Source organism: Catenulispora subtropica (assembly GCF_039531675.1).
Classification (GTDB): domain Bacteria; phylum Actinomycetota; class Actinomycetes; order Streptomycetales; family Catenulisporaceae; genus Catenulispora; species Catenulispora subtropica.
In genome coordinates, this window is sequence record NZ_BAAAQM010000054.1 from 14,824 (window position 1) to 40,292 (window position 25,469).

Consider the following 25,469-nt stretch of genomic DNA (forward strand, 5'->3'; position numbering starts at 1 on the left):
GCCGCCGCGGAGGGCGTCACAGCCACTCCCGCTCCGGGGCGGTGGCGGCGGGTCGCTCGGCGAGTTCGGCGAGCGCCAGGTCGACGGCGGCGTCGAGTTGGGGGTCGCGTCCGGCGTTGGCGTCGGCCGGGGTGTATTCGACCTCGACGGTGGGGTCGCAGCCGTGGTTCTCCAGGCCGTAGCCGACGGACGTGAACCAGTTCATGAACTTGGGCTGCATCACCGAGATGCCGTCGAGCAGGCGGAAGCGGGAGTCGACCCCGACCACGCCGCCCCAGGTGCGTACGCCCACGATCGGGACGCCGAGGTCCTTGAGGTGCTGGTTGATCATGTCGCCGTCGGAGGCGGAGTACTCGTCGCACACCGACACCAGCGGGCCTCGCACCGCCTGCGGCGGGTAGGTGCGCGGGACCTTGCCGCGCACCAGTTTCCAGCCGGCCACCCGGCGCATGAGCTGTTCGACGACCAGCGCCGAGGTGTTGCCGCCGCGGTTGTCGCGGGTGTCGACGATCAGGCCCTCGCGCGCGGTCTGGGTGGCGAGGTCGCGGTGGAAGGCAGCCCAGCCGCGCGCCTGCTGGTCGGGGAGGTGGACGTAGCCGAGCCGGCCGCCGGAGCGTTCGTGGACGTAGGCGCGGCGGTCGGCGACCCAGGCCTGGTAGCGCAGGAGGCGCTCGTCTTCGAGGGGGACGATGACGACGCGGCGGGTTGTGCCCTCGGCGGGTGCGGAGGCGGAGGCGGAGGGGGGCAGAACCGGGTCAGCAACGGTAGCGGCAGCGGCACCGGCAGGGGCAGGGGCATCAGCACCGGCATCGGTCGCGTCGGCATCGGTCGCGCCAACACCCGCCGCTCCGGCAGCGGCGCCCGCACTGACACCCGCACCAGCACCGGCAGCAGCACCGGCACCAGCAGCGGCACTAGCAGCGGCACCGACACCGACGTCCTCACCGCCGACCACCGGATCGCGCCACAGCAGCACCTCGGTCGGCTTCCCGGCCTTGCCCGCGAGCAGCGGCCCGGGACCGAGTTCGGGATCGACCGCGCGACCGTCGACGGCGACGAGGACGTCACCGGCGCGCGCTCCCACACCGGGTGCCTCGAAGGGGGATCGCGCGTGCGGCACCGAGGCGTCGCCGGGCAGGACGCGGACGATGCGCCAGCGGCCTTCGGGGTCGCGTTCCAGGTCGGCGCCGAGGCGGCCGTGGCGGCGGGCCGGGTCGCCGGCGTAGACGTCCTCGAAGGCGTAGGCGTGCGAGGTGCCGAGTTCCCCCTGCATCTCCCACAGGAGGTCCACGAAGTCGTCCTGGGTCGCGACCGCCTCGGTGAGGGGCGCGTACTTGTCGCGGACCGCCGGCCAGTCCACGCCGCACAGGTCGTCGCGCCAGAAGAAGTCGCGCTGGAGCAGCCAGGCCTCCTGCAGGGCCTGCCGCCGGTCGGCGACCGGGTCCACCGTCACCCGGATCCGGTCCAGGTCCAGCGGCTCGCGGTCGCCGTTGTCGGGGCGCGAGTCGGCGGGCTGCAGGCGCAGGGTGCCGCCGTCGCGGACCAGGACGCGGCAGCCGTCGCCGCTGACGCTGAAGGCGTGCGCCTCGTCGGCGAGGGTCAGGGTCTCGCGCTTGCCGAAGTCGAAGCGGCGCAGGCGTGGTTTCTCGGTCTCGTGCGACGGGTCGGCCATGCTGTCGCCGAGGGCGCCGTGCTTGAAGCTCTCCAGCCACAGCACGCCGCCCTTCGCGGCGGCCAGGTGGGAGTAGTGCCCCGCGGGCACCGGGAACGGCACGATGCGGCCGGCGAGGCCCTCGGCGTCGACGCGGGTCTCGGCGGCGTGCCGCGCGCCGTGGCCTTCGCGGTCGCCGGTGTCCGACGCCTTGCCGTCGTCGCCCATCGGGCGGCCCTTCAGCGATGGGGCGAACGGGGACGGCTCTTCGGCGGACAGCGGCACCAGGTAGGGCCGCGCCCCGGGCATGAAGTAGAGGTCGAACACCTCGTCCGCGTAGTAGGGGTCGAAGGTCCGGTTCGACAGGAAGGCCAGGTGGCGGCCGTCGTGCGTGAAGGTCGGGCTCCAGTCCAGGAACCGGCCGTCGGTGACGTCGACGGGCGTCAGCGTGGCGACGTCCGCGATCCGGATCTTGCGGGGACCGTCGACCTCGGTGCCCTCGGCCCAGGCCAGCCACTTCGAGTCCGGCGAGAAGGCCGGGTCCTCGGCGAGCGTGCCCCAGGCGTAGTGCGGGCCGGACACGACGACCCGGGCCGTACCGCTCTCCACGTCGACCACCAGGAGCCGGTTGTCTTCGGTGGACACGGCCAGGTACGCGCCGTCCGGGGAAGCGGCCAGATCGGCGACACGCGTGACCTCGCCGGTCAGGATCCTGCGAACCGGGTTCCAGTCGTCGACGTCACCGTCGCCGGCCGGGTCACGGTTCGGGTCGGAGTCCCCGTCGACCGCGCCGATCTCGATCGACCACTCGCCTCCGGCGTCCGTCACCCACGCCGCGTACCCGGTCTCCCCGAGCACCACCGGCACCCGCGCCCGCACCCCCGGCGTCACGGCCAGCGCCCGGGCCGGCCCGTCCTTGGCGGCCAGCCAGTGCAGCGTCCCGCGCACCTCCACCGCCGCGGCCCGCCCGGTCCGGTCGGCGGCGAATCCGCCGAGGTGCTTCGCCGCCCCGGCCGGGTACTCCGCCCGGCCTATTCGGGCCCCGACGAGCCGCACGTCCAGCGGACGCGCCTGCCCGTCGAGCTCCTCCAGCAACCACAGCCGGCCGCCGCGCATGAACACGATCCGCGTGCCGTCGCTGCTCGCGTGCCGCGCGTAGAAGCCGTCCGGATCATCCGTATGCCGACGCAGGTCCGAACCGTCCGGCAGACAGGAGTGCAGCTCCGACACGCCCGACACGTCCGACAGGAACGCCGCCCGCCCGCCGACCCACATCGGCCGGTCGATGTTGCCCTCGTGCTCGCGCAGGATCCGCTGGAAGTCGCCGGACCCGCCGACGTCCACCCACAGCTTCCCGGCGCGCCCGCCGCGGTAGCGCTTCCACCACGACGCGTCGTGCGCGATGCCGCGCCGGGTCAGGACCGCGCCGCCGGGCCCGTGCACGGCGAGCCCGTGCACCGTCCCGTAGGGCAGCACCAGCGGGATCCCGCCCTCGACCGGCACGGCGTGCGCCCGCACGTCCCCGCGCATCGGCAGCCGTCCCCCTGCCACGATCACCTCGCCCGCCGACAGCCAGTCCAGGACGTCGGTCCGGTCGTCGGCCCAGTACGTCAGCCGCCGCGGGTCGCCGCCCCCGACCGGCGCGACGAACACCTCCGGGGCCCCGTCCCGCCGCCGCGCCCACGCCAGGTGCGCGCCGTCCGGCGCCAGCCGCGGATTGCGAGCCGGCTGCCAGTCGGAGGTGAACCGCGTGGCGCGCACCGGCCCGGACCCGCCGGCCGGCAGCTCGGCGAGCCAGACGTCGTCCTCGGCGACGAACGTCAGCAGATCCCCGCCCAGGTGCGGGAACCGCAGGTACGAGGTCTGCGCCATCAGCTCTCGTACACCCCGGGCAGGGGCCGCGGCGCCGCCGGCGGCTCCTTCGCCAGCGCCTCCAGCGCGACCTCGATCGCCTTGTCCAGCTGCGGGTCGGCGCCGGCGACGAAGTCCTGCGGCGGGTAGGGAACGGTGATCGTCGGCTCGCAGCCGTGGTTCTCCAGCCCGTACAGCCCCACCGACTCGAAGGCGAACGCGTACCGCGGCTGCGTCACGGAGGTGCCGTCCACCAGGCGGACGAAGTCGTCGATGCCGACCACGCCGCCCCAGGTGCGGGTGCCGACGACGGTCAGGCCGCTGTCCTTGAACGCCTGGTTGATGATGTCGCCGTCGCTGCCGGCCTCCTCGTCGCACACGGACACCACCGGCCCCCGCGGCGCCTGGACCGGATACGTCTCTGGGATCAGGCCGCGGCCGTGGTCCCATGCCAGTGCCTTGCGCAGCAGCTTCTCCAACACCAGCCCGGAGGTCTCGCCGCCGCGGTTGCCGCGGGTGTCGACCACCAGGCCGTCCTTGGCCACCTGCGCGGGCAGGTCGCGGTGGAACTCGGCCCAGCCGGGCTCGGCCTGGTCCGGCAGGTGCAGGTAGCCCAGGCGGCCGCCGGAGCGTTCCAGCACGTGGGCCCGCCGGTCGGCGACCCAGGCCTGGTAGCGCAGCGGCACCTCGGTGTCGGTCGGGACGACCACCACCGCGCGCCGCTCGCCGGTGGCCGCGCTGAGCAGCGTCAGCTCGGTCGGCTGCCCGGCCTTGCCCGCCAGCAGCGCCGCCGGGCCGGCCGGCGAGCGCACCTCGACGCCGTCCACGGCGACGACGCCGTCGCCCACGCGGGCGGCGACGCCCGGCGCCAGCAGCGGCGAGCGGGCCCGGGGCACGGAGCTGTCGCCCGCCAGGATCCGCACGATCCGCCAGACCCCGGCCTCGTCGGGCGCCAGATCGGCGCCGAGCAGACCCTGCTCGCGGGCCGCGTCCGGGCCCGCCGACACCGCGCTGACGTACGCGTGCGAGGTCCGCAGCTCGCCCTGCAGCTCCCAGAGCAGGTCGGCGAAGTCGTCGTCGGTCGCGACGGCCGCGACCAGCGGCGCGTACCGGTCACGCGCCGCCTCCCAGTCGATGCCGTCCAGGCCGGGCTTGAAGTAGTTCTCGACCTGGAGCCGCCAGGCCTCGGCGAAGGCCTGGGCGCGCTCGGCCCGCGGCTCGACGGTGACCCGGATCCGGGACAGGTCCACGGACTCGGCCTTGGCGTCGTCGCCGGCCTTGTCTGCGGGCCAGACCGCGAGGGAGCCGTGGTCGGAGGCCACGAGGCGGGTGCCGTCGCCGCTGACCGCGTAGCCGTCGAGCTCGTCGACCAGGGTGCCGGCCTCCCGCTTGGTGAAGTCGAACCGCACCAGGGACGGCCGCGCCTCGTCCTGCCCGGAGCCGGCGAGGGTGTCGCCGAGGGCGCCGTTCACCGGGCGGGTGAGCCAGGTGACGCCGCCCTTCACGGCCGCGAGGTCGGAGTAGGTGCCGGCGGCGACCGGGAACGGTACGGCACGCGTGGTGATGCCGAAGGCGTCGATGACGGTCACGGGGATGTCGGAGTCCGCGTTCTCGCCCTTCTCCCCGGAGTCGTCCGAGGCGCCCTCGACCGGTCGCCCGCCGAGCTCGGGATCGAACGGCGACGGCTCGGACTCGGCCAGGGGCACCAGGTAGGGGCGCACCCCGGGCAGGAACGAGAAGTCGAAGTACATGTCCTCGTGGTACGTGTCGAACGTCCGCGCCGACAGGAACGCGAGGTGCTTGCCGTCGGCGGTGAACACCGGGTTCCAGTCCCGGAACCGGGGCACGGTGACGTCGATCGCCTCCAGGGTCTCGACGTCGGCGACCCGGATCTGCCAGGCGTCGACGACCGCCGAGCGCTGGCTCCAGGCCAGCCACTTCGAGTCCGGGGAGAACACCGGCTCGGAGGCGAAGGGCAGGCCCCACCGGGTGCCCGCGCTGTACTTGCCCTCGCCGTCGGCGACGACCCGCAGCGTGCCGGCCTCGACCCCGATCAGCAGCACCTTGTTGTCCCGGGTGGTGGCCGCCAGATGCCTGCCGTCGGGGGCGGCGACGAGTTCCAGGACGCGCCCGAACTCCCCGGTCAGGATCCTGCGGGTGGACGAGCCCTGCGACGGGTCCTGGTCCGGGCCGTGTTCCGAGGCCCGCACCGTCCCGATCTCGATCGAGTACGGGCCGCCCGCGTCGCTGATCCACGCGACCTGCCCGGTCTGGCCGAGCACCACCGGCAGCCGGCCGCGCACGCCGTCCTGGACCAGCAGCCCGCGCGCCGGGCCGTCCTTGTGCGTGAGCCAGTGCACGGTACCGCGGACCTCGACGGCGCTGGCGCGGCCGGTGCGGTCCGGGCTGACGGCGCCGAGGTGCGCGGAGGCGTCGACCGGGCGGCGGGCGGCGGCGGTGCGCGCGCCCGGCAGGCGGATGTCCAGCGCCCGCGGGTCGTCTTCGAGGTCTTCCATCAGCCACAGCCGGCCGGCGCGCTGGAAGACCAGGCGCACGCCGTCGGTCGCGGCGTGGCGCAGGTAGTAGCCGCCTTCCCCGGTGGTGTGGCGGCGCAGGTCGGTGCCGTCGGGGCGGGCCGAGTAGAGCTCGGCGGGGCCCTCGTGGTCGCTGTGGAAGACGACCCGGCCGTCGTACCACATCGGGTCGCCGAGGTTGCCCCGGCCGTCCAGCTCCGGGAGGAACCGCTCGAAGGCGCCGGTGCCCTCCCGGTCGATCCACAGCTGCCCGGCGGCGCCGCCGCGGTAGCCCTTCCAGCGGTAGGACAGTCCCCCGCCGAACCGGCTGAGCAGCACCGGGCTGCGCTCGGCGCCGGGCTCGGCGATCGCCAGGTCGCGCAGGCTGCCGTAGGGCAGCAGCCGGGGGTGGCCGCCTTCGACGGGCACCACGTGCGCGAAGTCGTAGTAGCCGTGACCGTGGCCGGCCCAGCCGCGCACCGTGACCTCCTCGTCCGAGGTCCAGCCGATCGCCTCGGTCCGGCGGTGGCCCCAGTACGTCAGCCGGGTCACTTCGCCGCCGTCGACCGGCAGCGCGAACGCCTCGGCGACGCCCTCCCGGGTCGAGGTCCAGGCCAGCCGCGTGCCGTCCGGCGACAGCAGCGGCCGCTGCACCGGGGTCCGGTCCGAGGTGACCCGCCACGCCCGCGCCGTGGCGCCGATCCCGGGCAGGTCGACGAGCCAGACGTCGTCGTCCGCCACGAAGGCGAGGGAGTCGCCGGACAGATGCGGATAGCGGAGATAGCTCGTCGTCTGCGTCACCCGTCGAACGTAAGGCAAGAAGTTCCGGCTGTGCCACTGAGAAGGCATGATGGGCGCCGCGCGGACGGAGGCGGGACGCCGGATCCGGAGCACCGCGGCTCAATAAAGTGAAAACACCTACGGCCCCGGCGAGGGCCGGGGCCGTGGCGCCGCAGGGCTCTTAGCTCAGCATGCTGAGGTCCGTGGGGAACCTCCGAGCCTCGGCCCTCCGTCTTCGGGGCGCGCGCTACGCGACGCCGCAGTGGTGGTGGCGGTGGTGCCAGGAGGCGTCCCAGCCGCCGTCCCAGCCGCGCCACCCGCCGAGGCTGATCAGCACGTCTCCGTCCCCGGTGTTCAGCACGTCGCCGTCGCCCACGACATTGCCCACGCCCTGCGTCACGTTGCCGGAGGTGCCCTGCACCACGTTGCCGGTCCCGATGCCGCTGTTGCCCTGGGTGCTGCCCGCGGTGACGCCCACGGTGGTGCCGCTGGCGGTGTCGGCGCTGGCGGCCGCCGCACCGCCGAGGATCAAGGCGGCGGCCGTCGCGGCGGTCGCCAGGGTCTTGATCACGAGAGACATGTCAGTCCTCCCCTTGGAGTTCGCGGCTCCCGTTTGGGCCCGCACTGCGATTCTCTCGCCGGAGATGGGTGGATATGCCCCTGACATGACGAAACCACCGCTTCAGGTAGATCCGGGATCTACCGGATGCACATCCTCGGCCAGGACCAGCAGGCAGTCCGTGCCGGTCGCCTCGTCGGCGAGCTTCACCACCGGACAGCAGAACTGATCCGCGGCCGGGTACGGCAGGACGACATACGCGATGTCCCCGTCCCGCAATGTGACGACTTCTTGGTGCATGGCTTCGACGCTACGAGCGGAGTGAGCTGCGGCTCAACGAACTTGCCGGAACTTGCCGGACTTTTTTGCGGAACTTCCTCAGAGTGCTCACAGGGCGTCGATGGCGGCCGTGATCAGGGCCCGGGCCGGCCGCCCGACCACCGCCATGTCCGCCAGTTCCCCGAACGCCCGCGCGTAGACCGCGATCTCGCTCGGCGCGGTCACCTTCACCTCGGCGGTCAGCAGTTCCACTTGCACCTCGGCCTCGTCGAAGAGCATGAAGGTCTCCAGGGTCCACATCCTCCGCGACGCGCTGAACGGGATGACGCCCAGGCTGACCCGGGGCAGGGCCATGACTTCGAGCAGCGACCCGAGCTGGCCGGCCATCGTCTCCGCGCTCCCTATCCGATGCCGCAGCACCGACTCCTCGACCAGGAGCGAGAACCGGTGGTCGCCCTCGCGGATGACCCGGGACCGGGCCAGCCGCGCGTCCACCGCCTCGGCCACGTCGTCCGGCGTGCCCTGGAAACTCGTGATCGCGGAGAGCAGGGCGGTGGCGTACTCCCGGGTCTGGAGCAGGCCGGGGACGACGTTCGAGCAGTAGACGCGGAAGTTCCGGGTGCGGGCGTAGAGCGGGACCGTGGTCTCGTGGATGCGTCGCAGACCACTGCGATGGAGCCGTTTCCATTGCACGTACATCGAGTCGACGGCGCGGTTCGCGGCGATCAGGTCCTCGGCCTGGTCCTCGACGCCGCACGCGGAGCACCACGCGCGGATGTCCGCCTCGGACGCGGGCCGCCGGGCGTTCAGGATGCGCGAGGTCTTCGATTCGGCCCAGCCGCAGCGCAGCGCCAGCTCGCGCGCCGTGATCCGGGCGTCCAGCATCAGGTCGCGCAGCCGCACCGCCAGCGCCTCACGGGCGGACTGCGCGCTGGAAGAAGGGGAGGCAGGCATCGGCTACGGCTGTGGAATCCGCTAGCTCAGCTTGTAGTCCTCGTGCGGGATCGCGCGTTCCCAGACGGCCTCGAACGCCGCCCCGCACTGCTCGGCGATCTCCGGATCGTCGCTCATCTCCGGTTCGGTGTCCCTCCCGTCGCCGTCGAAGTGGTTCCACCGTACGCGCCGCCCGTCGATCAGCCAGAAGTCGTTGGCCGGCAGGCACAGCCCGGCCGCGTCCCGCCGCGGCAGCCAGCGCACCTGCTCCCCCGCGGCCACGTTCGTGAACGTGCCGCTGTGCTCGTAGCGGATGTACTCGCTGACCGGCTCGGAGACGACGCGCGCCCGCCGGACGGTCACGCCGCGGTCCACCGCCCGGGCGATGAGGTCGAGCCACGGACGCCACCAGGACTCCCGGTCGGCCGGGTCGAGGCGGACCCCGGCGCGCCACGCCTCGAGCTTGCTCCGCTCCTCCTCGACCGCATAGACGTCGCGCATCTCGAGGTGGACGGCGGACCGCTCGGCGGAGTCGATCAGCTCCATGAAGCTAGGCACGCTCGGCACGGTCACACGCCTCCCTGATCAGCGGCACCATGCGCGCCGGGATTCGGATCACGTCTTCAGTGTCGGGGATCGCTCCGATGGTCAGGCACTCGGCCCGTGTCGCATCATCGGCCCGCCAGCCCTGGAGCACAAGATCGTTGTTCAGCTCGTCCACCCAGACCGCCGGGCAGTTCCCGTCACCGGTGTTGGGGTCGATCCCGATGTAGCGCAGTGCCATGGTGCCCTCCGGGGACGGGGATGACGGGCCTACACAGTGAGCTTGCAGGCGGTCAGGGACCGATCACCAGAGCCTTGCCAGAACTTGCCAATCCGATTCTTCCCGGCGGCGGACAGCAGAGGACCCCGGCGCATAGCCGGGGTCCTCTCCGTACTTATTCACCCGTCAGGGGCATGGCGCCGGAGTCACAGCGTCACGCGTTCGTCGGGAACCCGAGGTTCACGCCGCCGTGGCTCGGGTCCAGCCAGCGCTGCGTCACGGCCTTGGTCCGGGTGAAGAAGTGGACGCCGTGCGGGCCGTAAGCGTGGCTGTCGCCGAACAGCGACGCCTTCCACCCGCCGAACGAGTGGTACGCCACCGGCACCGGGATCGGCACGTTCACGCCGACCATGCCCACCTCGACCTGGTCGCGGAACTTCGCCGCGGCACCGCCGTCGTTGGTGAAGACCGCGACGCCGTTGCCGTAGGGGTTGCTGTTCACCAGGGCCAGGGCGTCGGTGTAGGAGGCGGCCCGGACGACGGACAGGACCGGGCCGAAGATCTCGTCGGTGTAGATGCTCATCGACGATGTCACCTTGTCGAACAGGGTGGGGCCGAGCCAGAAGCCGTTCGCGGTGTCGATGCCGGCCTCGGCGCCGCCGATCGCGTGCTTGCGGCCGTCCACGACCAGCTCGGCGCCGGCGGTCACGCCCGCGTCCAGGTAGGAGGTGACCTTGTCCCGGTGCGCGCCGGTGACCAGCGGGCCCATCTCCGAGTCCGGCAGACAGCCCGGGCCCACCTTCAGGGTGGCCATGCGCTCGGTGATCTTGGCGATCAGCTCGTCGCCGATCGGGTCCACGGCGACCAGCACCGAGACCGCCATGCAGCGCTCGCCGGCCGCGCCGAAGCCGGCCGACACCGCGGCGTCGGCGGCCAGGTCCAGATCGGCGTCCGGGAGCACCACCATGTGGTTCTTCGCGCCGCCCAGGGCCTGCACGCGCTTGCCGTAGCGGGTGCCGTTCTCATAGACGTAGCGGGCGATCGGCGTGGAGCCGACAAACGACACGGCCTGGATGTCCGGGTGCTCCAGCAGCCGGTCCACCGCGACCTTGTCGCCGTGCACGACGTTGAACACACCGTCCGGCAGGCCGGCGCGCTGCCACAGGTCGGCCAGGAACAGCGACGCGGACGGGTCCTTCTCCGAGGGCTTGAGGACCACGGTGTTGCCGGCCGCGATCGCCACCGGGAAGAACCACATCGGCACCATCGCCGGGAAGTTGAACGGCGAGATGATCGCCACCGGGCCCAGCGGCTGGTGCATCGAGTACACCTCGACACCGGTGGACGCGGACTCGCTGAAGCCGCCCTTGAGGATGGTGCCGATCCCGCAGGCGTACTCCACGACCTCCAGCCCGCGCGCCACCTCGCCCAGCGCGTCCGAGTGCACCTTGCCGTGCTCGGACACGATCAGCGCGGCCAGCTCGTCCTTGTGCTGGTTCAGCAGCTCGCGGAACGCGAACAGCACCGTGGTCCGCTTGGCCACGGACGCCGCCCGCCAGCCCGCGAACGCCGCCGCGGCCGCGGCCACCGCGTCGTCGACCTCCTTGACGGAGGCGAAATCCACCTTGCCGGTCACGGCCCCGGTCGCCGGGTCGTGGATGTCCCCGTGGCGTTCGGCGGCGCCCTCCCACGCGCGGCCGTCGATCCAGTGCGTGACGTGCTTGGTCATGGCGTTCCTTAACGGATGGCGGGATGGAGTCTGACGTTACTGACGAGTCTGCGCCGGACGGCGGGGAGCGACAACGCTCAGGCTGTCAGGCGTTCCGCGGATTCCCCTGACAGCCTGAAGGCCGGCTAGGAGTCGAAGCCCATCCCGAACCGGTCCAGCGTCCGCAGCCACAGGTTCCGCTTGCCGCCGTCCCGGTCGGCCCGGGCCAGCGCGCGGTCGGTGACGGTGATGCCGAACCATTTGAAGGGCTCCGGCGGGAACGGCAGCGGCTTGGTGCGCACCATCTCCAGCTCGGTGCGCTCGGTCGGTTCGCCAGCCAGCAGATCCAGCATCACGTCGGCGCCGAAGCGGGTGGCGCCGACGCCGAGGCCGGTGTAGCCGGCGGCGTAGGCGACCGCGCCGTCGTGGGCCGTGCCGAAGAAGGCGCAGAAGCGGGAGCAGGTGTCGATGACGCCGCCCCACTTGTGGGAGAACTTCAGGCCGTCCAGCTGGGGGAAAGTCTCGAAGAAGTGCCCGGCCAGCTTGTCGAAGGTCTCCGGGCGCTGGTCCAGCTTGGAGGAGATCTTCGAGCCGAAGTGGTACACCGCGTCGTAGCCGCCCCACAGGATCCGGTTGTCGGCCGACAGGCGGTAGTAGTGGAAGTGGTTCGCCGAGTCGCCGATGCCCTGGCGGTTGGCCCAGCCGATCGACGCCAGCTGGGCGTCGGACAGCGGCTCGGTCATCAGCGCGTAGTCGTAGACCGGGACGATGAACGGCCGGACGCGCTTGAGCAGGTTCGGGAACACGTTCGTAGCCAGGGCGACCTTCGGCGCCACCACGACGCCGTGGTCGGTGCCGACCCGCATCACCGTGTCGGCGCGTTCCAGCAGCGACACCGGTGACTTCTCGTGGATCCGCACCCCCAGGCGCAGGCACGCGTCGCGCAGCCCGAAGGCCAGGCGGGCCGGGTCGACGATGGCGCAGCCCTTCTTGTCCCACAGGCCGCCGTGGTACGTCGGCGACGCGACCTCGGCCTGCATCGCCTCGCGGTCCAGGAACACGACGTCCTCCGACGTCGGCGCGGACGCCAGCTCCTCGGCCTGCCACTCCGCGGTGGCCGCGGCCAGTTCGCCGGTGCGGCGCCAGTCGCACTCGATGCCGTAGCGCTCCAGAGTCGCCTCGATCTCCTCGAGGTTCTCCCGCCCGAGCCGCTCCAGCGTGTCCATCTCGCCGGGCCAGCGCGACAGGCCGTTGTCGTAGCCGTGGGTCAGCGAGGAGGAGCAGAACCCGCCGTTGCGCCCGGAGGCCGCCCAGCCGATCCGGTTCGCCTCCAGCAGCACCACGTCGCGTCCGGGATCGCGCTCCTTCGCCATCAGCGCGGTCCACAACCCCGAGTAGCCGCCGCCGACCACGACCAGGTCGGCGGTGACGCGGCCGGCCAACGCCTCCAGAGCCCCGGGGCGGTCCTTGGTGTCGAGCCAGAAGGGGGTCGTGGAAGCGTCGGCCAGCAGATGGTCGTATTTCATGGTGCAGCGGCACCCTCTCGATAAACGAGTGGGGGCGCTGAGCGCCCCCACAACTGGTTTGTACCGATTCTAGCTATTGAAGAACGCTTAGCGAGTCTTGGAAGCCTTCAGCCACTTCGGCACCTCGGCCACCGCGATGCCGGCCAGCGTGATGATCAACATCATCGAGCCGATCACGTTGACCTGCGGCGGGATCCCCTTCTGCACCGCGTTCCAGATCCAGTACGGGAACGTGACCGAGGACCCGGCGGTCATCTGGGTGATGATGAAGTCGTCGAAGGACAGTGCGAACGAGAGCAGTGCCGCGGCGCCGATGCCCGGCGCAACCAGCGGGAACGTCACGCGCCAGAAGGTCTGCCAGGGCGTGGCGTACAGGTCCTGCGCGGCCTTCTCCAGCATCGGGTCCAGGCCGTTGAGCCGGGACTTCACCGTGATCACCACGTAGCTGATGCAGAACATGATGTGCGCGATGAGGATCGACTTGAAGCCGAGGAAGTCCACGCCGAACGTGTTCAGGAACAGCGCCAGCAGCGTGGTGCCCATGACGATCTCGGGCGCCGCCATCGGCAGGAACAGCATGCTGTTGACGAACCCGCGGCCCTTGAACTTGTGGCGCACGATCGCGAACGCGATCATCGTTCCCAGGATCGTGGCCACCAGCGTGGCCAGCAGCGCGATCTCCAGCGACAGCATCAGCGGGTCGTGCAGGACGCCGTCGTTCAGCGGGTTCTTCCACGCGTCGAGGGAGAACTTCTCCCACTTCACGTTGTACTTGCCCGACGGCTTGTTGAACGACATCCACACCACGACGGCGTTGGGCACGAGCAGGAAGACGAAGATCAGCGTTGCGACGATCGCGATGACGTGCTTCCGGAACCAGTTGAACACAGTGGCGCCTCGCGCCTCGATCGAAGGGCGGTGGTGGGCTGGCGGGTGGGCAGGCATCAGACGATCTCCTCCGTCCCGGCCTTTTTGATGTAGACGAGGGTGATCACCAGCGTGCCGAGCATGAGCATCACCGAGAGCGCCGCGCCGTACGGCAGGTTGCCGCCGGTGCCGACCATCTGCTGCTCGATCACGGTGCCGATGACCTTCGTCTTCGGGCCGCCGAGCATCACCGCGTTGGTGTAGTCGCCGACCGCCGGGATGAACGTCAGCAGCGTGCCGCCGACGATGCCGGGCAGCGCCAGCGGGAACGTCACCTTGCGGAACGTGGCCCAGGCCGAGGCGTACAGGTCCTGCCCGGCCTCGTGCAGCCGCGGGTCGATCTTCTCCATCGCGGTGTAGATCGGCAGCACCGTGAACGGCAGGAAGTTGTAGACCATGCCGCAGACCACGGAGAACGGCGTCTGCAGCACGCTGTTGTCGGAGTAGGTCCAGCCCATGCCGCTCAGCAGCGGCGTGATGTGCAGCGTGGTGAGCACGTGCATCACCCAGCCGTCGTCGGCCAGGATGGTCTTCCAGGCCAGCGTGCGGATCAGGTAGCTGGTGAAGAACGGAGCGACGACCAGCGCCATCAGCAGGTTCTTCCACCGCCCGGCCTTGAAGGCGATGAAGTACGCCAGCGGCAGGGCCAGCAGCAGGCAGAACAGCGTGCACATGAGGGAGTACTCGAGCGAGCGGACGATCTCGTCGCTCCACTTGTCCCACACGTCGCCGAAGTTGGCCCACCGCCAGGTGAGCACGAACCCGGTGTCCATGTCGCCCTCTTCGACCGAGGTCGAGATGATCGACCACATCGGCACGATGAAGAAGACGACCAGCCAGACGATGCCCGGGGCCAGCAGCAGGTACGGCAGCGAGGCGCGCCGCCGGCGCACCCGCCGGTCGGCGCGCAGCTCGGCCGCCGTGCTCTCGGCGGAGACCGCCTCGGCGGCCGCGAGCGGGGCCGGGGCGGTCACGAGGCGGCCTCCAGGTCCGCCTCCGCGCCGGCGTCGATGTCCTGGCGGCCGTCCAGGCCGAAGCCCTGCGACGGGTCCCAGGACACGACGACGTCCGAGCCGGGCCGGAAGATCCGGGCGCCGTCGTTCTGCACGAACACGCCGATATCCTCACTGGCCCCGGTCTTGACGATGTACTGCGTGGACACGCCGACGAAGCTGGTGTCGGTGACGACGCCCCCGGTGAGGACGTTGCGGCCCTCCGGCACCTCGTCGAGGGAGGCGTGGATGGACATCTTCTCCGGGCGCACACCGACGATGACCTCCTCGCCGGCCGCGCAGTTGCGCTCGGAGGGGACCAGCACCCGGGTGCCGTCCTGGAGGACGACCTGCACGTGCTCACGCGCCTTGTCGGCGACGGTCCCGCCCGCCTTGCCGGGCAGCAGGTTGGACTGGCCCAGGAAGTTCGCGACGAACGTGGTCTTCGGGTTCTCGTACAGGTCGGTGGGCGAGCCGAGCTGCTCGATCCGGCCGTGGTTCATCACCGCGATGGTGTCGGCCATGGTCATGGCCTCCTCCTGGTCGTGCGTGACGTGCACGAAGGTCAGGCCCACCTCGGTCTGGATGCGCTTGAGCTCGATCTGCATCTGCCGCCGCAGCTTCAGGTCCAGCGCGCCGAGCGGCTCGTCCAGCAGGAGCACCTGCGGACGGTTGATCAGGGCCCGGCCGAGGGCCACGCGCTGCTGCTGGCCGCCGGAGAGCTGGCTGGGCTTGCGGTTCCCGATGTGCGAGAGCTCGATCAGGTCCAGCATGTCCTGGACCGGCTTGCGCACGTCCTTGACGCCGCGCCGCTTGAGCCCGAAGGCGATGTTGTCGGCGATGGTCAGGTGCGGGAACAGGGCGTAGTTCTGGAAGACGGTGTTCACCGGGCGCTTGTAGGGGCGCAGCCGGGTGATGTCGTCGTCGCCGATCAGCACGCGGCCGGCGGTGGGCTCCTCCAGGCCCGACACCATGCGCAGGGTGGTGGTCTTGCCGCAGCCGGACGCGCCGAGCAGCGCGAAGAACGAGCCCTGCGGGATCGTCAGGGTCAGGTCGTTCACGGCGGTGAAGTCGCCGAAGCTCTTGGTGACGTTCACCAGCCTGAGGTCGCCGGCCACCGCTCCTGTGGCGGAGGTGTCAGTGTTCTTGCTCATGTACCGCTGCCTGCCTGTCTTGCGGTCGAAAGTGGGGACGGGGGCCGGGCCGCTCGCGTGAGGGGTCGGGGCAAGGCGGGCGGTCCGGTCGGGGCGGGCGGCGGCCGAGGGGGCGTCGGCCGCCGGCCCGCGGGGGTCGGCCCGAGGGGAGCCGGGCCGGCCGGATCAGCCGGTGACGTCCTTGAACGCGGACACGTACTTGTCCAGTGTCTTCAGGTCCAGCTGCATGAACTCGTGCGCCTTGGCCTTGGTGGCGGCGTCCGGGAAGATCAGCTGGTTCTTCAGCGCGTTCGCGTCGACGTCCTTCATCGCGGCGTCGGCACCGGCCATCGACGGCACGTAGCTGATGAAGTCGTCCAGCGTCGCGCCGACCTTGGGGTCGAGCATGTAGTTCATGAACTTCTCGGCGTTGGTCTTGTGGGCCGCCAGCGACGGGATGCACATGTTGTCGGCGAACCAGAGCATGCCCTCCTGCGGCACCACCCAGACGATGTTGTCGTCGTCGAGCTGGGCGACGTCGCCGGAGTACGCCATGCACATGGCGTAGTTCCCGTTGGTCAGGTCATTGATGTAGTCGTTGCCGGTGAACTGCCGGATCTGGTTGTTGTCGCGGGCCTTCTGGATGAAGTCCAGGGCCTTGGAGAACTCGTCGTCGGTGAACTTCTCCGGGTTGATGCCGTTGGCCAGCATCGAGAAGCCGACGCCGTCCTCCATCTCGGCGAAGTAGCCGACCTTGCCCTTGTACTTGGCGTCGGTCAGCATGTCCTTGATCGACAGCTGCTGCGCCTGGTCCTTGGTCAGGCCCGCGGACTTCAGGTTGACGCCGATCAGGGTGAAGCCCATCGCCCACGGGACGGTGTGCTTGCGGTTCGGGTCGTAGGCCGGGTTCTGCGCCTCGGGCAGCAGGTTCTTGAAGTTCGGGATGTTGTCCAGGTTCAGCGGCTGCAGGTAGCCCATCTGGCGCACCTTGCCGATCATCCAGTCGGACAGCACCATCAGGTCCCGCCCGGTGTCCTGACCGGCGGCCAGCTGCTGGTGGATCTTGGCGAAGAAGTCGTCGTTGGAGTTGACGTCCTCGGTGTACTTGACCTCGATCCCGGTGGCGGCCTTGAAGTTGTCCAGGGTCGGGTGCTTGTTCTTGTCGTTGGCGTCGGCGTCGATGTAGGAGACCCAGTTCGAGAAGTTGACGATCTTCTCGGAGTCCGACTTGTCGGTGCCGGCCCTGCCCTCGGACGGCGCCGCGGAGGTCGCCGAGCCGGCCGCCGAGCCGGAGCTGCCCGAGCTCCCCGCGCTGCCGGTGTCCGGGCTCCCCGACGAGCTCTTCTTGGTCTTGGTGGAGCAGGCGCCGAGCAGGCCGGCCGCTCCCACGCCGACACCGGCGGCCAGGAACCCGCGACGCGAGGCGCCGCCCAGCTGGCGGCGGAACGCCTCGGGGTAGCGGTCGGCGGATTCGAGGAACTCGTCGCGAGCGCGGGATATGTCGTTCATGCGATGGTCCGTCCTATCACCTGTGGGGTTGGGAGGGGTTGCGGTGGTGGCAGGTTGTCAGAGTTCGAAGATGGTCCGGTGCCAGGGCTTGCGCGCCACTCCGGTGATGTCGTGCATGGTGTGCTTCACCTGCGTGTACTCCTCGAAGGAGTACGACGACATGTCCTTGCCGAAGCCGGAGGCCTTGTAGCCGCCGTGCGGCATCTCGCTGATGATCGGGATGTGGTCGTTGACCCACACGCAGCCGGCGGCGATCTCGCGCACCGCGCGCAGCGCGCGGTAGTGGTCGCGGGTCCACGCCGAGGCGGCGAGGCCGTAGGGGGTGTCGTTGGCGAGCGCGAGCGCCTCGTCGTCGGTGTCGAACGGCAGCACGGTCAGCACCGGGCCGAAGACCTCGTCCTGCACGATCTCCGAGTCCTGAGCCACGCCGGTGATCAGCGTCGGCCGGTAGTAGGCGCCGGCCGCGAGGTCGCCCCCGGGGGCCTCGCCGCCGACCACGACCTCGGCGCCGTAGCCGCGCGCCCGGTCGACGAACCCGGCGACGCTGTCGCGCTGCCGGAAGGAGACCAGCGGACCGAGGTCGGTCGCGGGGTCCATGGGGTCGCCGAGCTTGACCGTCGCGTACAGGTCGGCGACGCCGGCCACGAACTCGGCGAAGCGGGAGCGGTGCACGTAGGCGCGGGTCGCGGCGGTGCAGTCCTGGCCGGTGTTGATCAGCGAGCCGGCCACCGCGCCGTGGATCGCGGCCTCCAGGTCGGCGTCGTCGAAGACGACGAAGGGGGCCTTGCCGCCGAGCTCCAGGTGCACCCGCTTGACCGTCCGGGAGGCGACCTCCATGACGCGCTTGCCGACCGGGGTGGAGCCGGTGAAGGACACCATCCGGACGTCCGGGTGCGCCATCAGCGCCTCGCCGGCCACCTGGCCGCGGCCGGTGACGACGTTCACGACGCCGTCCGGGATCCCGGCGTCGGTGCAGGCCCGCGCGAACATCAGGGCGGTCAGCGGCGTGATCTCGGCCGGCTTGAGGACGATCGTGTTGCCGGCGGCGACGGCCGGGAGGATCTTCCAGGCGGCCATCTGCAGCGGGTAGTTCCACGGCGCGATCGAGGCCACGACGCCGAGCGGCTCGCGCCGGACCGCACTGGTGTGGTCCGCGGAGTACTCGGCCGACGCCTTGCCCTCCAGGTGCCGCGCGGCACCGGCGAAGAAGGCGGTGTTGTCCACGGTGCCGGGGACGTCGAAGCCGGTGGTCAGGCGGATCGGCTTGCCCGCCTGCCGGGACTCGGTCTCGGCGAAGTCCGCGGCGCGCTCGTCGAGGATCCCCGCCAGCCGGTGGAGTGCGGCGGACCGCTCGACCGGCGCCGCCTTACTCCATTCGGGGTACGCGGCCCGGGCCGCGGCCACCGCGAGGCCGGCGTCCCGTTCGTCACCGAGTACGAGATCGGTGACGGTGGTGCCGTCCGCCGGGTTCGTGACCTGATGCACGACTCCTGACGACCCGGTCCTCAGTCCTCCGCCGATGTACTGGTGCACAACGCTCTCCCTTGACGGCTTGCAAACCTTGACACGCTGCCAGGTACACCGGCGCACCGGCCGGCCACTTCCTGTTCGGTACACCGAAACCCGCGTCCGAGTGAGGATCGTTACAGACATCTGGCCGAGAAACAAGGGATTCCGTCGAGAAGATTGAACCTCGCAACGAAATCGCGACCTCGTTCCGACCTGCACAGACCGATCCCGCGTACCCTCGATGTCAGATCGATATCACCGAATCCCTTGCGCGGGCCGGGACACAGCTGGCAATGTGCGTCGGCAGTGCGATCCTTCTGAACACATTGCAAAGAACAAGCGGTGAAGAAGCCCGCACACCGCGCCTCCCGCGCCCCGGTCCGGCCGGCCCGACCGGGCCCGCGCCCCGCACGCCCCCAGGAGCCCCCGTGAGCAGCACTGACCGGCCCGACGACGCCCCCCGGCCGGTTTCCCTCCGGTTTCGGGCTCCGCCTCCGGCCCCGTCCCGTCGGTGTACGCCACCCAGTACCCGACGGTGGGCGACGTCCTCCAGCTCGGCCCGGTCAAGCAGGGCGGTCCGCGGGTGGTGGCCGGCGCCGCGGGCCTGGACCGGGTGGTCCGCTGGGTGCACGTCACCGAGCTGGTGGACGTCGCGACCATCCTGCGCGGCGGTGAGCTGGTGCTGTCCACCGGCATCGCCTGGCCCGAGGACCGCGACCGGCTCGCCGACTTCGTCGCCGACCTGGCCAAACTCGGCGCCGCGGGCCTGGTGCTGGAGCTGGGCCGCCGCTACACCGACAGCAGCCTGCCCAAGGCGCTGCTGGCCGCCGCCGAGAAGCACAGCCTGCCGGTGATCACGCTGGCCCTGGACACCCGGTTCGTCACCATCACCGAGGCGGTGCACGGCCTGATCATCGACGCCCAGCTCGCCGAGCTGCGGGCCTCGGACGAGGTGCACCAGACCTTCACCGAGCTGGCCGTGGAGGGCGCCTCCCCGGACGAGGTGGTCCAGCAGATCGGCCGCATGTCCGGATTCCCGGTGGTGCTGGAGAACATGGCGCACCAGGTCCTCACCTACTCCCAGGCCGGCGCCGACCCCACGGTCCTGCTCGACGGGTGGGAGGGCCGCTCCCGCTCGGTCCGCACCCTGGGCCGCACCTCTTATGACGAGCGCTCCGGCTGGCTGACCACCGTGGTCGGCGCCCGCGGCCACGACTGGGGCCGCCTGGTCCTGATCTGCAACGACCCGGCCCCGGTCACGCGGCTGTCGATGCTCCTGGAGCGCGCCGCGTCCACCCTGGCGCTGAACCGCCTGGTCGAGCGGGACCGCGACTCCCTGGAGCGGCAGACCCACCGCACCCTGCTGACCGCGATCCTGTCCCACGGCCAGCCGGCCTCGGAGGTCGCGCTCCGGGCCCGCGCCCTCGGCGTGACCCTGGACGGCCGGCGCCTGGTCGGCCTGGTGCTGCGCCTGCGCACCGCCGCCCACCCGACGGCCCTCGAGACCCAGGCCCGGCTGCGCGAACTGACCGACCAGGCCGCCGCCGCCATCCGCGACCGCCGCCTGTCCGCCCTGATCGGCACCCTGGACGAACACAGCGTCGGACTGCTGCTGGCCCTCGGACCGCAGGACCGGGAGGACGCCGCGCTGGACGGCTTCGCCGAGCGGGTGCGCCGCCTGGTGGAACGCCCGACGTCGCCGTCGGCCGCCGACGGGTACGTGATAGCGGTCGGCACGTCGGTGGGCGCGGTGCGCGACGCGCGGCGCTCGCTGCTGGAAGCGGTGCAGGTCGCCGACGCGGCGGTGCGGCAACCGCCGGGGCCGGCGCCGTACCACCGGCTCGTGGACGTCCGCCTGCGCGGGCTGCTGCACCTGCTGCGCGACGACGCCCGGCTCCAGACGTTCGTGGAGCGGGAGCTCGGGCCGCTGCTGGCGTACGACGCGGAGCGCGGCACCGACCTGGTCCGGATGCTGACGGTGTACGTGGAGTCGGGCCGGAACAAGTCGGCGGCGGCCGACGCGGCGCACCTGTCACGGCCGTCGTTCTATGAGCGGCTCCACCGGATCGAGCGGATCCTGTCAGTGGACCTGGACTCGGTGGAATCGTGTCTGGCGTTGCATGTGGCGCTGTTGGCACTCGAAGCTATAAGGCCATGAGCGTTCAAGAGTCGTATGACGAAGCCGCCGAACGGTACGCCGCCAGGTTCGGCGACAGCCTGTCCAAGTACCCGATGGAACGCGGGCTGCTGCGCGCCTTCGCCGAGCTGGCGCAGGAGGTCGGCGGCCCGGTAGCGGACGTGGGGTGCGGGCCCGGGCACATCACGGGGTTCCTGAGCTCGTTGGGACTGGAGACGTTCGGGGTCGATCTGTCGCCGGGGATGATCGAGCAGGCGCGGAAGGCGAATCCCGCGCTGCGGTTCGAGGTCGGGTCGGCGGACGCGCTGGACGTCGCCGACGGGGCTCTGAGCGGCGTGTTGTCCCGCTATGCGATCATCCACACGGCGCCGGAGGACGTGCCGGCCGTGCTGGCCGAGTTCCACCGGGTCCTGGCGCCCGGCGGGCACCTGTTGATCAGCTTCCCGGGCAGCGACGGCGCGTCGCCGCCCACACAGTCCTACGACCACTCGGTGGTGGTGGCGTACCGCTGGTGGCCGGACCACTTCAGCTCCCTGCTCCAGGAGGCCGGCCTGGAGGAGGTCGGGCGGATGATCCAGCGGGCGTCGCCGGACGCGCCGCGGCCGTTCCCGGTCGTCGACATCCTCGCCCGCCGGTCGAACTGATCCCGAGCGCCATACGTCATGCTGTCTACCGACAGGTAACTTCGCCCACCCACGAAGGGCACGACCTATGGCCTCCACCCCCGACCTCGGCGCGCCGGCCCCCGACTTCACGCTTCCGGCGGTCGTCCTGTCCGACGGCGCCGTCACGCAACGGCAGTTCACGTTGTCCGAGCACCGTGGCAAGCCGATAGTGCTGGCCTTCTACCCCGGCGACGACACGCCGGTGTGCACCAAGCAGATGTGCGCGTACTCGAACGAACTGGAGAAGTTCACCGGCGTCGGCGCCGAGGTGTGGGGCATCAGCCCGCAGGGGCTGGACAGCCATGAGAAGTTCGCGCGGCGCCACGGCCTGCAGATGCCGCTGCTCGCCGATCCGGACAAGACCGTCATCCGCGACTACGGCATCGCGCTGCCGGGCCTGGGGTTGAAGCGCTCGGTCTTCCTCGTCGACGCCGAGGGCGTGTTGCGGTGGAAGCATGTGGCGCGTCTCGGGTTGACGTACCAGCCGGTGGCGACGCTGACCGAGCAGATCGCGGCGCTGGGCTGACCCCGGGCGCCCTGATCCGGCCCGGCGCGCGGGCCCATGGCTACCCTGAGGTCATGCTGCCCGAAGGCCCTTACGCCCGCCACACCGCCCGCGTTCTGCTGATGAACAAGGAAGACCGCTTGCTGCTGTTCAAGTTCCACAGCAGCAGGCGGCGCTTCGTCTGGCTGACCCCGGGCGGCGGCGTCGACGAGGGCGAGGCGCTGAACGCCGCGGCGGCGCGGGAGCTGCTGGAGGAAACCGGTCTGGTGGTGGCTCCGGAGGAGCTGGGCGGGCTGGTCGCGGCCACCGGCGGCTACGCCGACCTCGGCTGGAAGAAGGGCGTCTTCCGCGAGGACTACTTCTTCCACCGGGTGGACTCGCTGGACATCGACATGAGCGGGTTCACCGCCATCGAGCGCAAGGCGATCTCGGACCACCGCTGGTGGTCGGTCGAGGAGCTGGCGTCGACGGACGAGGCCGTGGTGCCGTGGGGGCTGGCGCCGCTGCTGACGGCGATCCTGCGGGACGGCGTGCCGGAAAACGCCGTCGCCCTGCCGTGGCACCACTGACTACGCTCGGTTCATGAGCACCGACTGGCGCAGCCGCACCGGCCCGATCGGCGTCCTCACCGGCGCGGGGATCAGCACCGACTCCGGTATCCCGGACTTCCGCGGGCCGAAGGGCGTATGGACCAACGACCCGATCGCCGAGCTGCTGTTCACGTACCCGAACTACCTGGCCGACCCGGAGCTGCGGCAGAAGTCGTGGCTGGCACGGCGGGACAACCCGGCGTGGCAGGCCGAGCCGAACGCGGCGCACAAGGCGCTGGCCGAGCTGGAGCACGGCGGGCGCGCGGTGCGGATCATCACGCAGAACATCGACCGGCTGCACCAGCGGGCCGGGTCGTCGCCCCGCAAGGTGATCGAGATCCACGGGAACATGTTCGAGGTGGTGTGCGTGGAGTGCACGTACCACACCACGATGGAGCAGACGCTGGAGCGCGTCGCGAACGGCGAGCCCGACCCGGCGTGCCCGGTCTGCGGCGGCATCCTGAAGTCGGCGACCATCATGTTCGGCCAGCAGATGGACCAGCGGACCGTGTGGCAGGCGGTGCAGGTGGCGGAGAACTCCGCGGTGTTCCTGGCGATCGGCACCTCACTCCGCGTCGAACCGGCGGCCTCGATGTGCTCCCTGGCCGTGGAGCACGGCGCGGACCTGGTGATCGTCAACAACGAGGAGACCCCGTACGACCACCTGGCCACCGAAGTGATCCGCACCCCGATCGGCACGGCGGTCCCCCGCATCGTCGCGGACCTGCTCAAGACCGCGACGCCCGAGGAATCCGCTGGTTAACCGCGGATTGACGCGGGGTTGCGCACACCGGAGCATATGACGGGTGAGCGCACCCCGGGACGACGAGGCGGCGGCCGCCTGGGAGGAGCCGTGGCAGCCGCCCCGCTCCGAGTACGCGGTCTACATGACCCCGTCCGAGGAACACCGCCGCCTCGGCCTGGCCATCTACGGCGCCGGCTGGCACACCATCGCCGAACACGGCATCCGCTGGGAAGCCCGCGTCCTGAACTGCTACGCCCTCCACCTCGTCACCCGCGGCTCCGGCTGGATCGAATGGGGCGACCGCCCCCGCACCCGCCTCCCCATCAAAGCCCCCGCGGCCTTCTGGCTCTTCCCCGGCCTGGTCCACTCCTACCAACCGGACGCCGGCGGCTGGACCATCACCTGGGCCCTGTTCGACGGCCCCGCCGCAGCCGGCTACGAAAGCCTGGACTTCCTGTCCCGCGCCTCCCCGGTGGTCCCCCTCGGCGACGCCCGCCCCGTCCGCGAACTCTTCCGCGAACTCCTCACCGTCATCCGCACCGGCGGCCCCCACCACGAAGTGACAGCCGCCATCCAGGTCCACCGCCTCATCACCGCGGTCCGCGACAACGGCCCCGGGCTCCGCGAGTCACGAGCGGTCCGCGCCCTCACCGAACACGCCACGGACCCGGTGGCACTCCAGGACCACGCCACCCGACTGGGACTGACGGTCACGCAGCTCCGCGAAGAAGTCCGCCTGGCCACCGGCTCCACGCCGAAGGAGTACATCCTGCGCGTCCGCCTGTCGAAGGCGAAGGACCTGCTGGCCGCGACGGACCAGAGCGTGGTGCAGATCGCCCGCGCGGTGGGGTACGACGACCCGGCGTATTTCACGCGGCTGTTCACGCAGCGGGTGGGGTTGTCGCCGACGATGTTCCGGCGGAGTTCTTTGTCGGCGTAGCGCCGCAATACCGCCAAAAGACGCAGGCCACAGCGGTATCACCGGGGACGCGCCACGGTCCGGCTTGAGGACGTTGACGCCCCCGGACGAGCCGACCTACGGTGAATGCGAGTTCTGATAAAACCGCTCTAGCTCGTCTCGGGGGGATCCGTGACCAGCCAGATCCCGGGAACGCGTGTGCCCGCCGCGCTTCCGCCTCCACCCTGGCGAGGCTTCACCGCAGTATGGGAACTGGGATTCAGAGAGGTCTACACGGTATGGCTGCCCCGAGGCCGCTCGCCGGTCCACGAAGTGGCGATCCGGCACTGGCAGACCTGGGCGCGCTGGCTGGGCCCCGCCTACGGCCCGGCGGTCGTGTCGATCCTGCTCCTGGCCTCCGGCCGCGACTCCTACCATTCCGACCAGGCCTGGCTGCTCCTCCTGATCGGCACGATCAACGGCGGCATGTTCGCGGCCGCGGTGCTTTCCTGGAAGTTCGCCCTCCTGAAGGCCGACCACATCGACGAGCTGCTCGAACCCTGCGGCAACCGGGACAGCCTGGTCGGCGTGATCGCCGCCGCGCTCCGGCACCGGTGGCAGGCGCCGCCCTCGATCCTGGCGGCTCTCGTGCCCTGGATCGGCTTCGCCGGCTCCGGCTCCCGCTGGCTCGACACGACCGGCGGGATCGTGGTCCTGCTGAACTGCACCTGGGCCCTGATGCTGCTGGCGAATGTGTCCTACTGGCTCGCGGTGCCGCCGCTGTTGGTCCTCCGCCTGCGGTCTTCGCGGGAGATCCGGCTGCGCTGGAACGATCCGGCGCACACCACGGGCATCCGCACCCTGTCGGAAGGCTACGCGTTCCCGGCCGTGTTCCTGGCGCTGGCCGCCTTCGCGGTCACCGTTCCGGGAACGTTGAGCCATCCGTTGTTCGGACCGTTCCTGCCCTATCTCTACCTCTGGCTGTTGATATTAAGCCTGTGGGTGGGAATCGCCACTCAGCTGTCCCTGTATGCCATCGTGCGCCGCTTCCGCATAAGCATCCTGGACGCTCTCGCCGCCAACCGCGGACTGTTGCTCGCCGAGAATCAGTCCGCCGCCCTTCCGAGTTTGATCGAATGCGACGATCAATTGTCCGCGACGCTCTCGATCTACGGTTCGGTGGCCGCCTCACCCGGTCTCCCCTATGGCACGGCGCTCGTCGTCCAATACGTCGCGGCAGTCGTCGGATCCGTCGTCGGGTTCTTGTTACAGTGAAACTCGGAACCGGAATGGAGT

Annotated in this window: 21 protein-coding genes; 7 read left to right on the forward strand and 14 right to left on the reverse strand. The window is 70.9% G+C overall.

The window, feature by feature from the left end:
* Positions 1-16: 16 nt before the first annotated feature.
* From ABD466_RS34535 to ABD466_RS34600, 14 genes are all read right to left on the reverse strand, one after another.
* Positions 17-3,523, reverse strand: coding sequence for a S41 family peptidase (locus ABD466_RS34535; RefSeq protein ID WP_344661446.1), 3,507 nt, complete (start codon positions 3,521-3,523; stop codon positions 17-19).
* Complete coding sequence (locus ABD466_RS34540) at positions 3,523-6,816, reverse strand: S41 family peptidase (RefSeq protein WP_344661447.1); 3,294 nt, start codon at positions 6,814-6,816, stop codon at positions 3,523-3,525. Before ABD466_RS34540 ends, ABD466_RS34535 begins: the two co-directional genes overlap by 1 nt.
* 226 nt (positions 6,817-7,042) lie before the next feature.
* Positions 7,043-7,375 carry a hypothetical protein gene (locus ABD466_RS34545; RefSeq protein WP_344661448.1) on the reverse strand — a complete coding sequence of 111 codons (333 nt, stop codon included), beginning with the start codon at positions 7,373-7,375 and terminating at the stop codon, positions 7,043-7,045.
* A 102-nt stretch (positions 7,376-7,477) separates the two neighbouring features.
* Positions 7,478-7,654 (reverse strand): hypothetical protein, encoded by a 177-nt coding sequence (locus ABD466_RS34550; RefSeq protein ID WP_344661449.1) that lies wholly within the window; start codon positions 7,652-7,654, stop codon positions 7,478-7,480.
* A gap of 87 nt (positions 7,655-7,741) precedes the next feature.
* On the reverse strand, positions 7,742-8,587 hold the full coding sequence (locus ABD466_RS34555; protein WP_344661450.1) for a helix-turn-helix domain-containing protein: 846 nt from the start codon (positions 8,585-8,587) through the stop codon (positions 7,742-7,744).
* A 21-nt stretch (positions 8,588-8,608) separates the two neighbouring features.
* The gene (locus tag ABD466_RS34560; RefSeq protein ID WP_425558821.1) at positions 8,609-9,112 is read right to left on the reverse strand and encodes a DUF6879 family protein; all 504 of its coding nucleotides are present in this window, start codon (positions 9,110-9,112) and stop codon (positions 8,609-8,611) included.
* 4 nt (positions 9,113-9,116) lie between these two features.
* On the reverse strand, positions 9,117-9,350 hold the full coding sequence (locus tag ABD466_RS34565; RefSeq protein ID WP_344661452.1) for a hypothetical protein: 234 nt from the start codon (positions 9,348-9,350) through the stop codon (positions 9,117-9,119).
* Positions 9,351-9,543: 193 nt separating this feature from the next.
* Positions 9,544-11,058 carry a CoA-acylating methylmalonate-semialdehyde dehydrogenase gene (locus tag ABD466_RS34570; RefSeq protein ID WP_344661453.1) on the reverse strand — a complete coding sequence of 505 codons (1,515 nt, stop codon included), beginning with the start codon at positions 11,056-11,058 and terminating at the stop codon, positions 9,544-9,546.
* A 125-nt stretch (positions 11,059-11,183) separates the two neighbouring features.
* A complete protein-coding gene (locus ABD466_RS34575) occupies positions 11,184-12,563 on the reverse strand; it encodes an NAD(P)/FAD-dependent oxidoreductase (protein WP_344661454.1) in 1,380 nt (459 codons plus the stop codon).
* A gap of 87 nt (positions 12,564-12,650) precedes the next feature.
* The gene (locus ABD466_RS34580) at positions 12,651-13,508 is read right to left on the reverse strand and encodes an ABC transporter permease (protein WP_344661455.1); all 858 of its coding nucleotides are present in this window, start codon (positions 13,506-13,508) and stop codon (positions 12,651-12,653) included.
* Entirely contained in the window at positions 13,508-14,464 is a 957-nt protein-coding gene (locus ABD466_RS34585) for an ABC transporter permease (RefSeq protein WP_344661456.1), read from the reverse strand. The genes ABD466_RS34580 and ABD466_RS34585 overlap by 1 nt, the downstream gene beginning before the upstream one ends.
* Positions 14,461-15,636 (reverse strand): ABC transporter ATP-binding protein, encoded by a 1,176-nt coding sequence (locus tag ABD466_RS34590; RefSeq protein ID WP_344661457.1) that lies wholly within the window; start codon positions 15,634-15,636, stop codon positions 14,461-14,463. The genes ABD466_RS34585 and ABD466_RS34590 overlap by 4 nt, the downstream gene beginning before the upstream one ends.
* 165 nt (positions 15,637-15,801) lie before the next feature.
* Positions 15,802-17,124 (reverse strand): polyamine ABC transporter substrate-binding protein, encoded by a 1,323-nt coding sequence (locus tag ABD466_RS34595; protein ID WP_344661458.1) that lies wholly within the window; start codon positions 17,122-17,124, stop codon positions 15,802-15,804.
* A 57-nt stretch (positions 17,125-17,181) separates the two neighbouring features.
* Positions 17,182-18,657 (reverse strand): gamma-aminobutyraldehyde dehydrogenase, encoded by a 1,476-nt coding sequence (locus ABD466_RS34600; RefSeq protein ID WP_344661459.1) that lies wholly within the window; start codon positions 18,655-18,657, stop codon positions 17,182-17,184.
* Between the two features lie 487 nt (positions 18,658-19,144).
* Here ABD466_RS34600 and ABD466_RS34605 point away from each other — a divergent pair, with 487 nt between their 5' ends.
* From ABD466_RS34605 to ABD466_RS34635, 7 genes are all read left to right on the forward strand, one after another.
* Positions 19,145-20,791: a PucR family transcriptional regulator gene (locus ABD466_RS34605; protein ID WP_344661460.1), complete on the forward strand. Its 1,647-nt coding sequence runs from the start codon at positions 19,145-19,147 to the stop codon at positions 20,789-20,791.
* Positions 20,788-21,414 (forward strand): class I SAM-dependent DNA methyltransferase, encoded by a 627-nt coding sequence (locus ABD466_RS34610; protein WP_344661461.1) that lies wholly within the window; start codon positions 20,788-20,790, stop codon positions 21,412-21,414. Before ABD466_RS34605 ends, ABD466_RS34610 begins: the two co-directional genes overlap by 4 nt.
* Before the next feature lie 67 nt (positions 21,415-21,481).
* Entirely contained in the window at positions 21,482-21,961 is a 480-nt protein-coding gene (locus ABD466_RS34615; protein WP_344661462.1) for a peroxiredoxin, read from the forward strand.
* 53 nt (positions 21,962-22,014) lie between these two features.
* Complete coding sequence (locus ABD466_RS34620) at positions 22,015-22,509, forward strand: NUDIX hydrolase (RefSeq protein WP_344661463.1); 495 nt, start codon at positions 22,015-22,017, stop codon at positions 22,507-22,509.
* Between the two features lie 13 nt (positions 22,510-22,522).
* Entirely contained in the window at positions 22,523-23,293 is a 771-nt protein-coding gene (locus tag ABD466_RS34625; RefSeq protein WP_344661464.1) for an SIR2 family NAD-dependent protein deacylase, read from the forward strand.
* 43 nt (positions 23,294-23,336) lie between these two features.
* On the forward strand, positions 23,337-24,215 hold the full coding sequence (locus ABD466_RS34630) for a helix-turn-helix domain-containing protein (protein ID WP_344661465.1): 879 nt from the start codon (positions 23,337-23,339) through the stop codon (positions 24,213-24,215).
* A 150-nt stretch (positions 24,216-24,365) separates the two neighbouring features.
* A complete protein-coding gene (locus ABD466_RS34635) occupies positions 24,366-25,448 on the forward strand; it encodes a hypothetical protein (protein ID WP_344661466.1) in 1,083 nt (360 codons plus the stop codon).
* Positions 25,449-25,469: the final 21 nt, after the last annotated feature.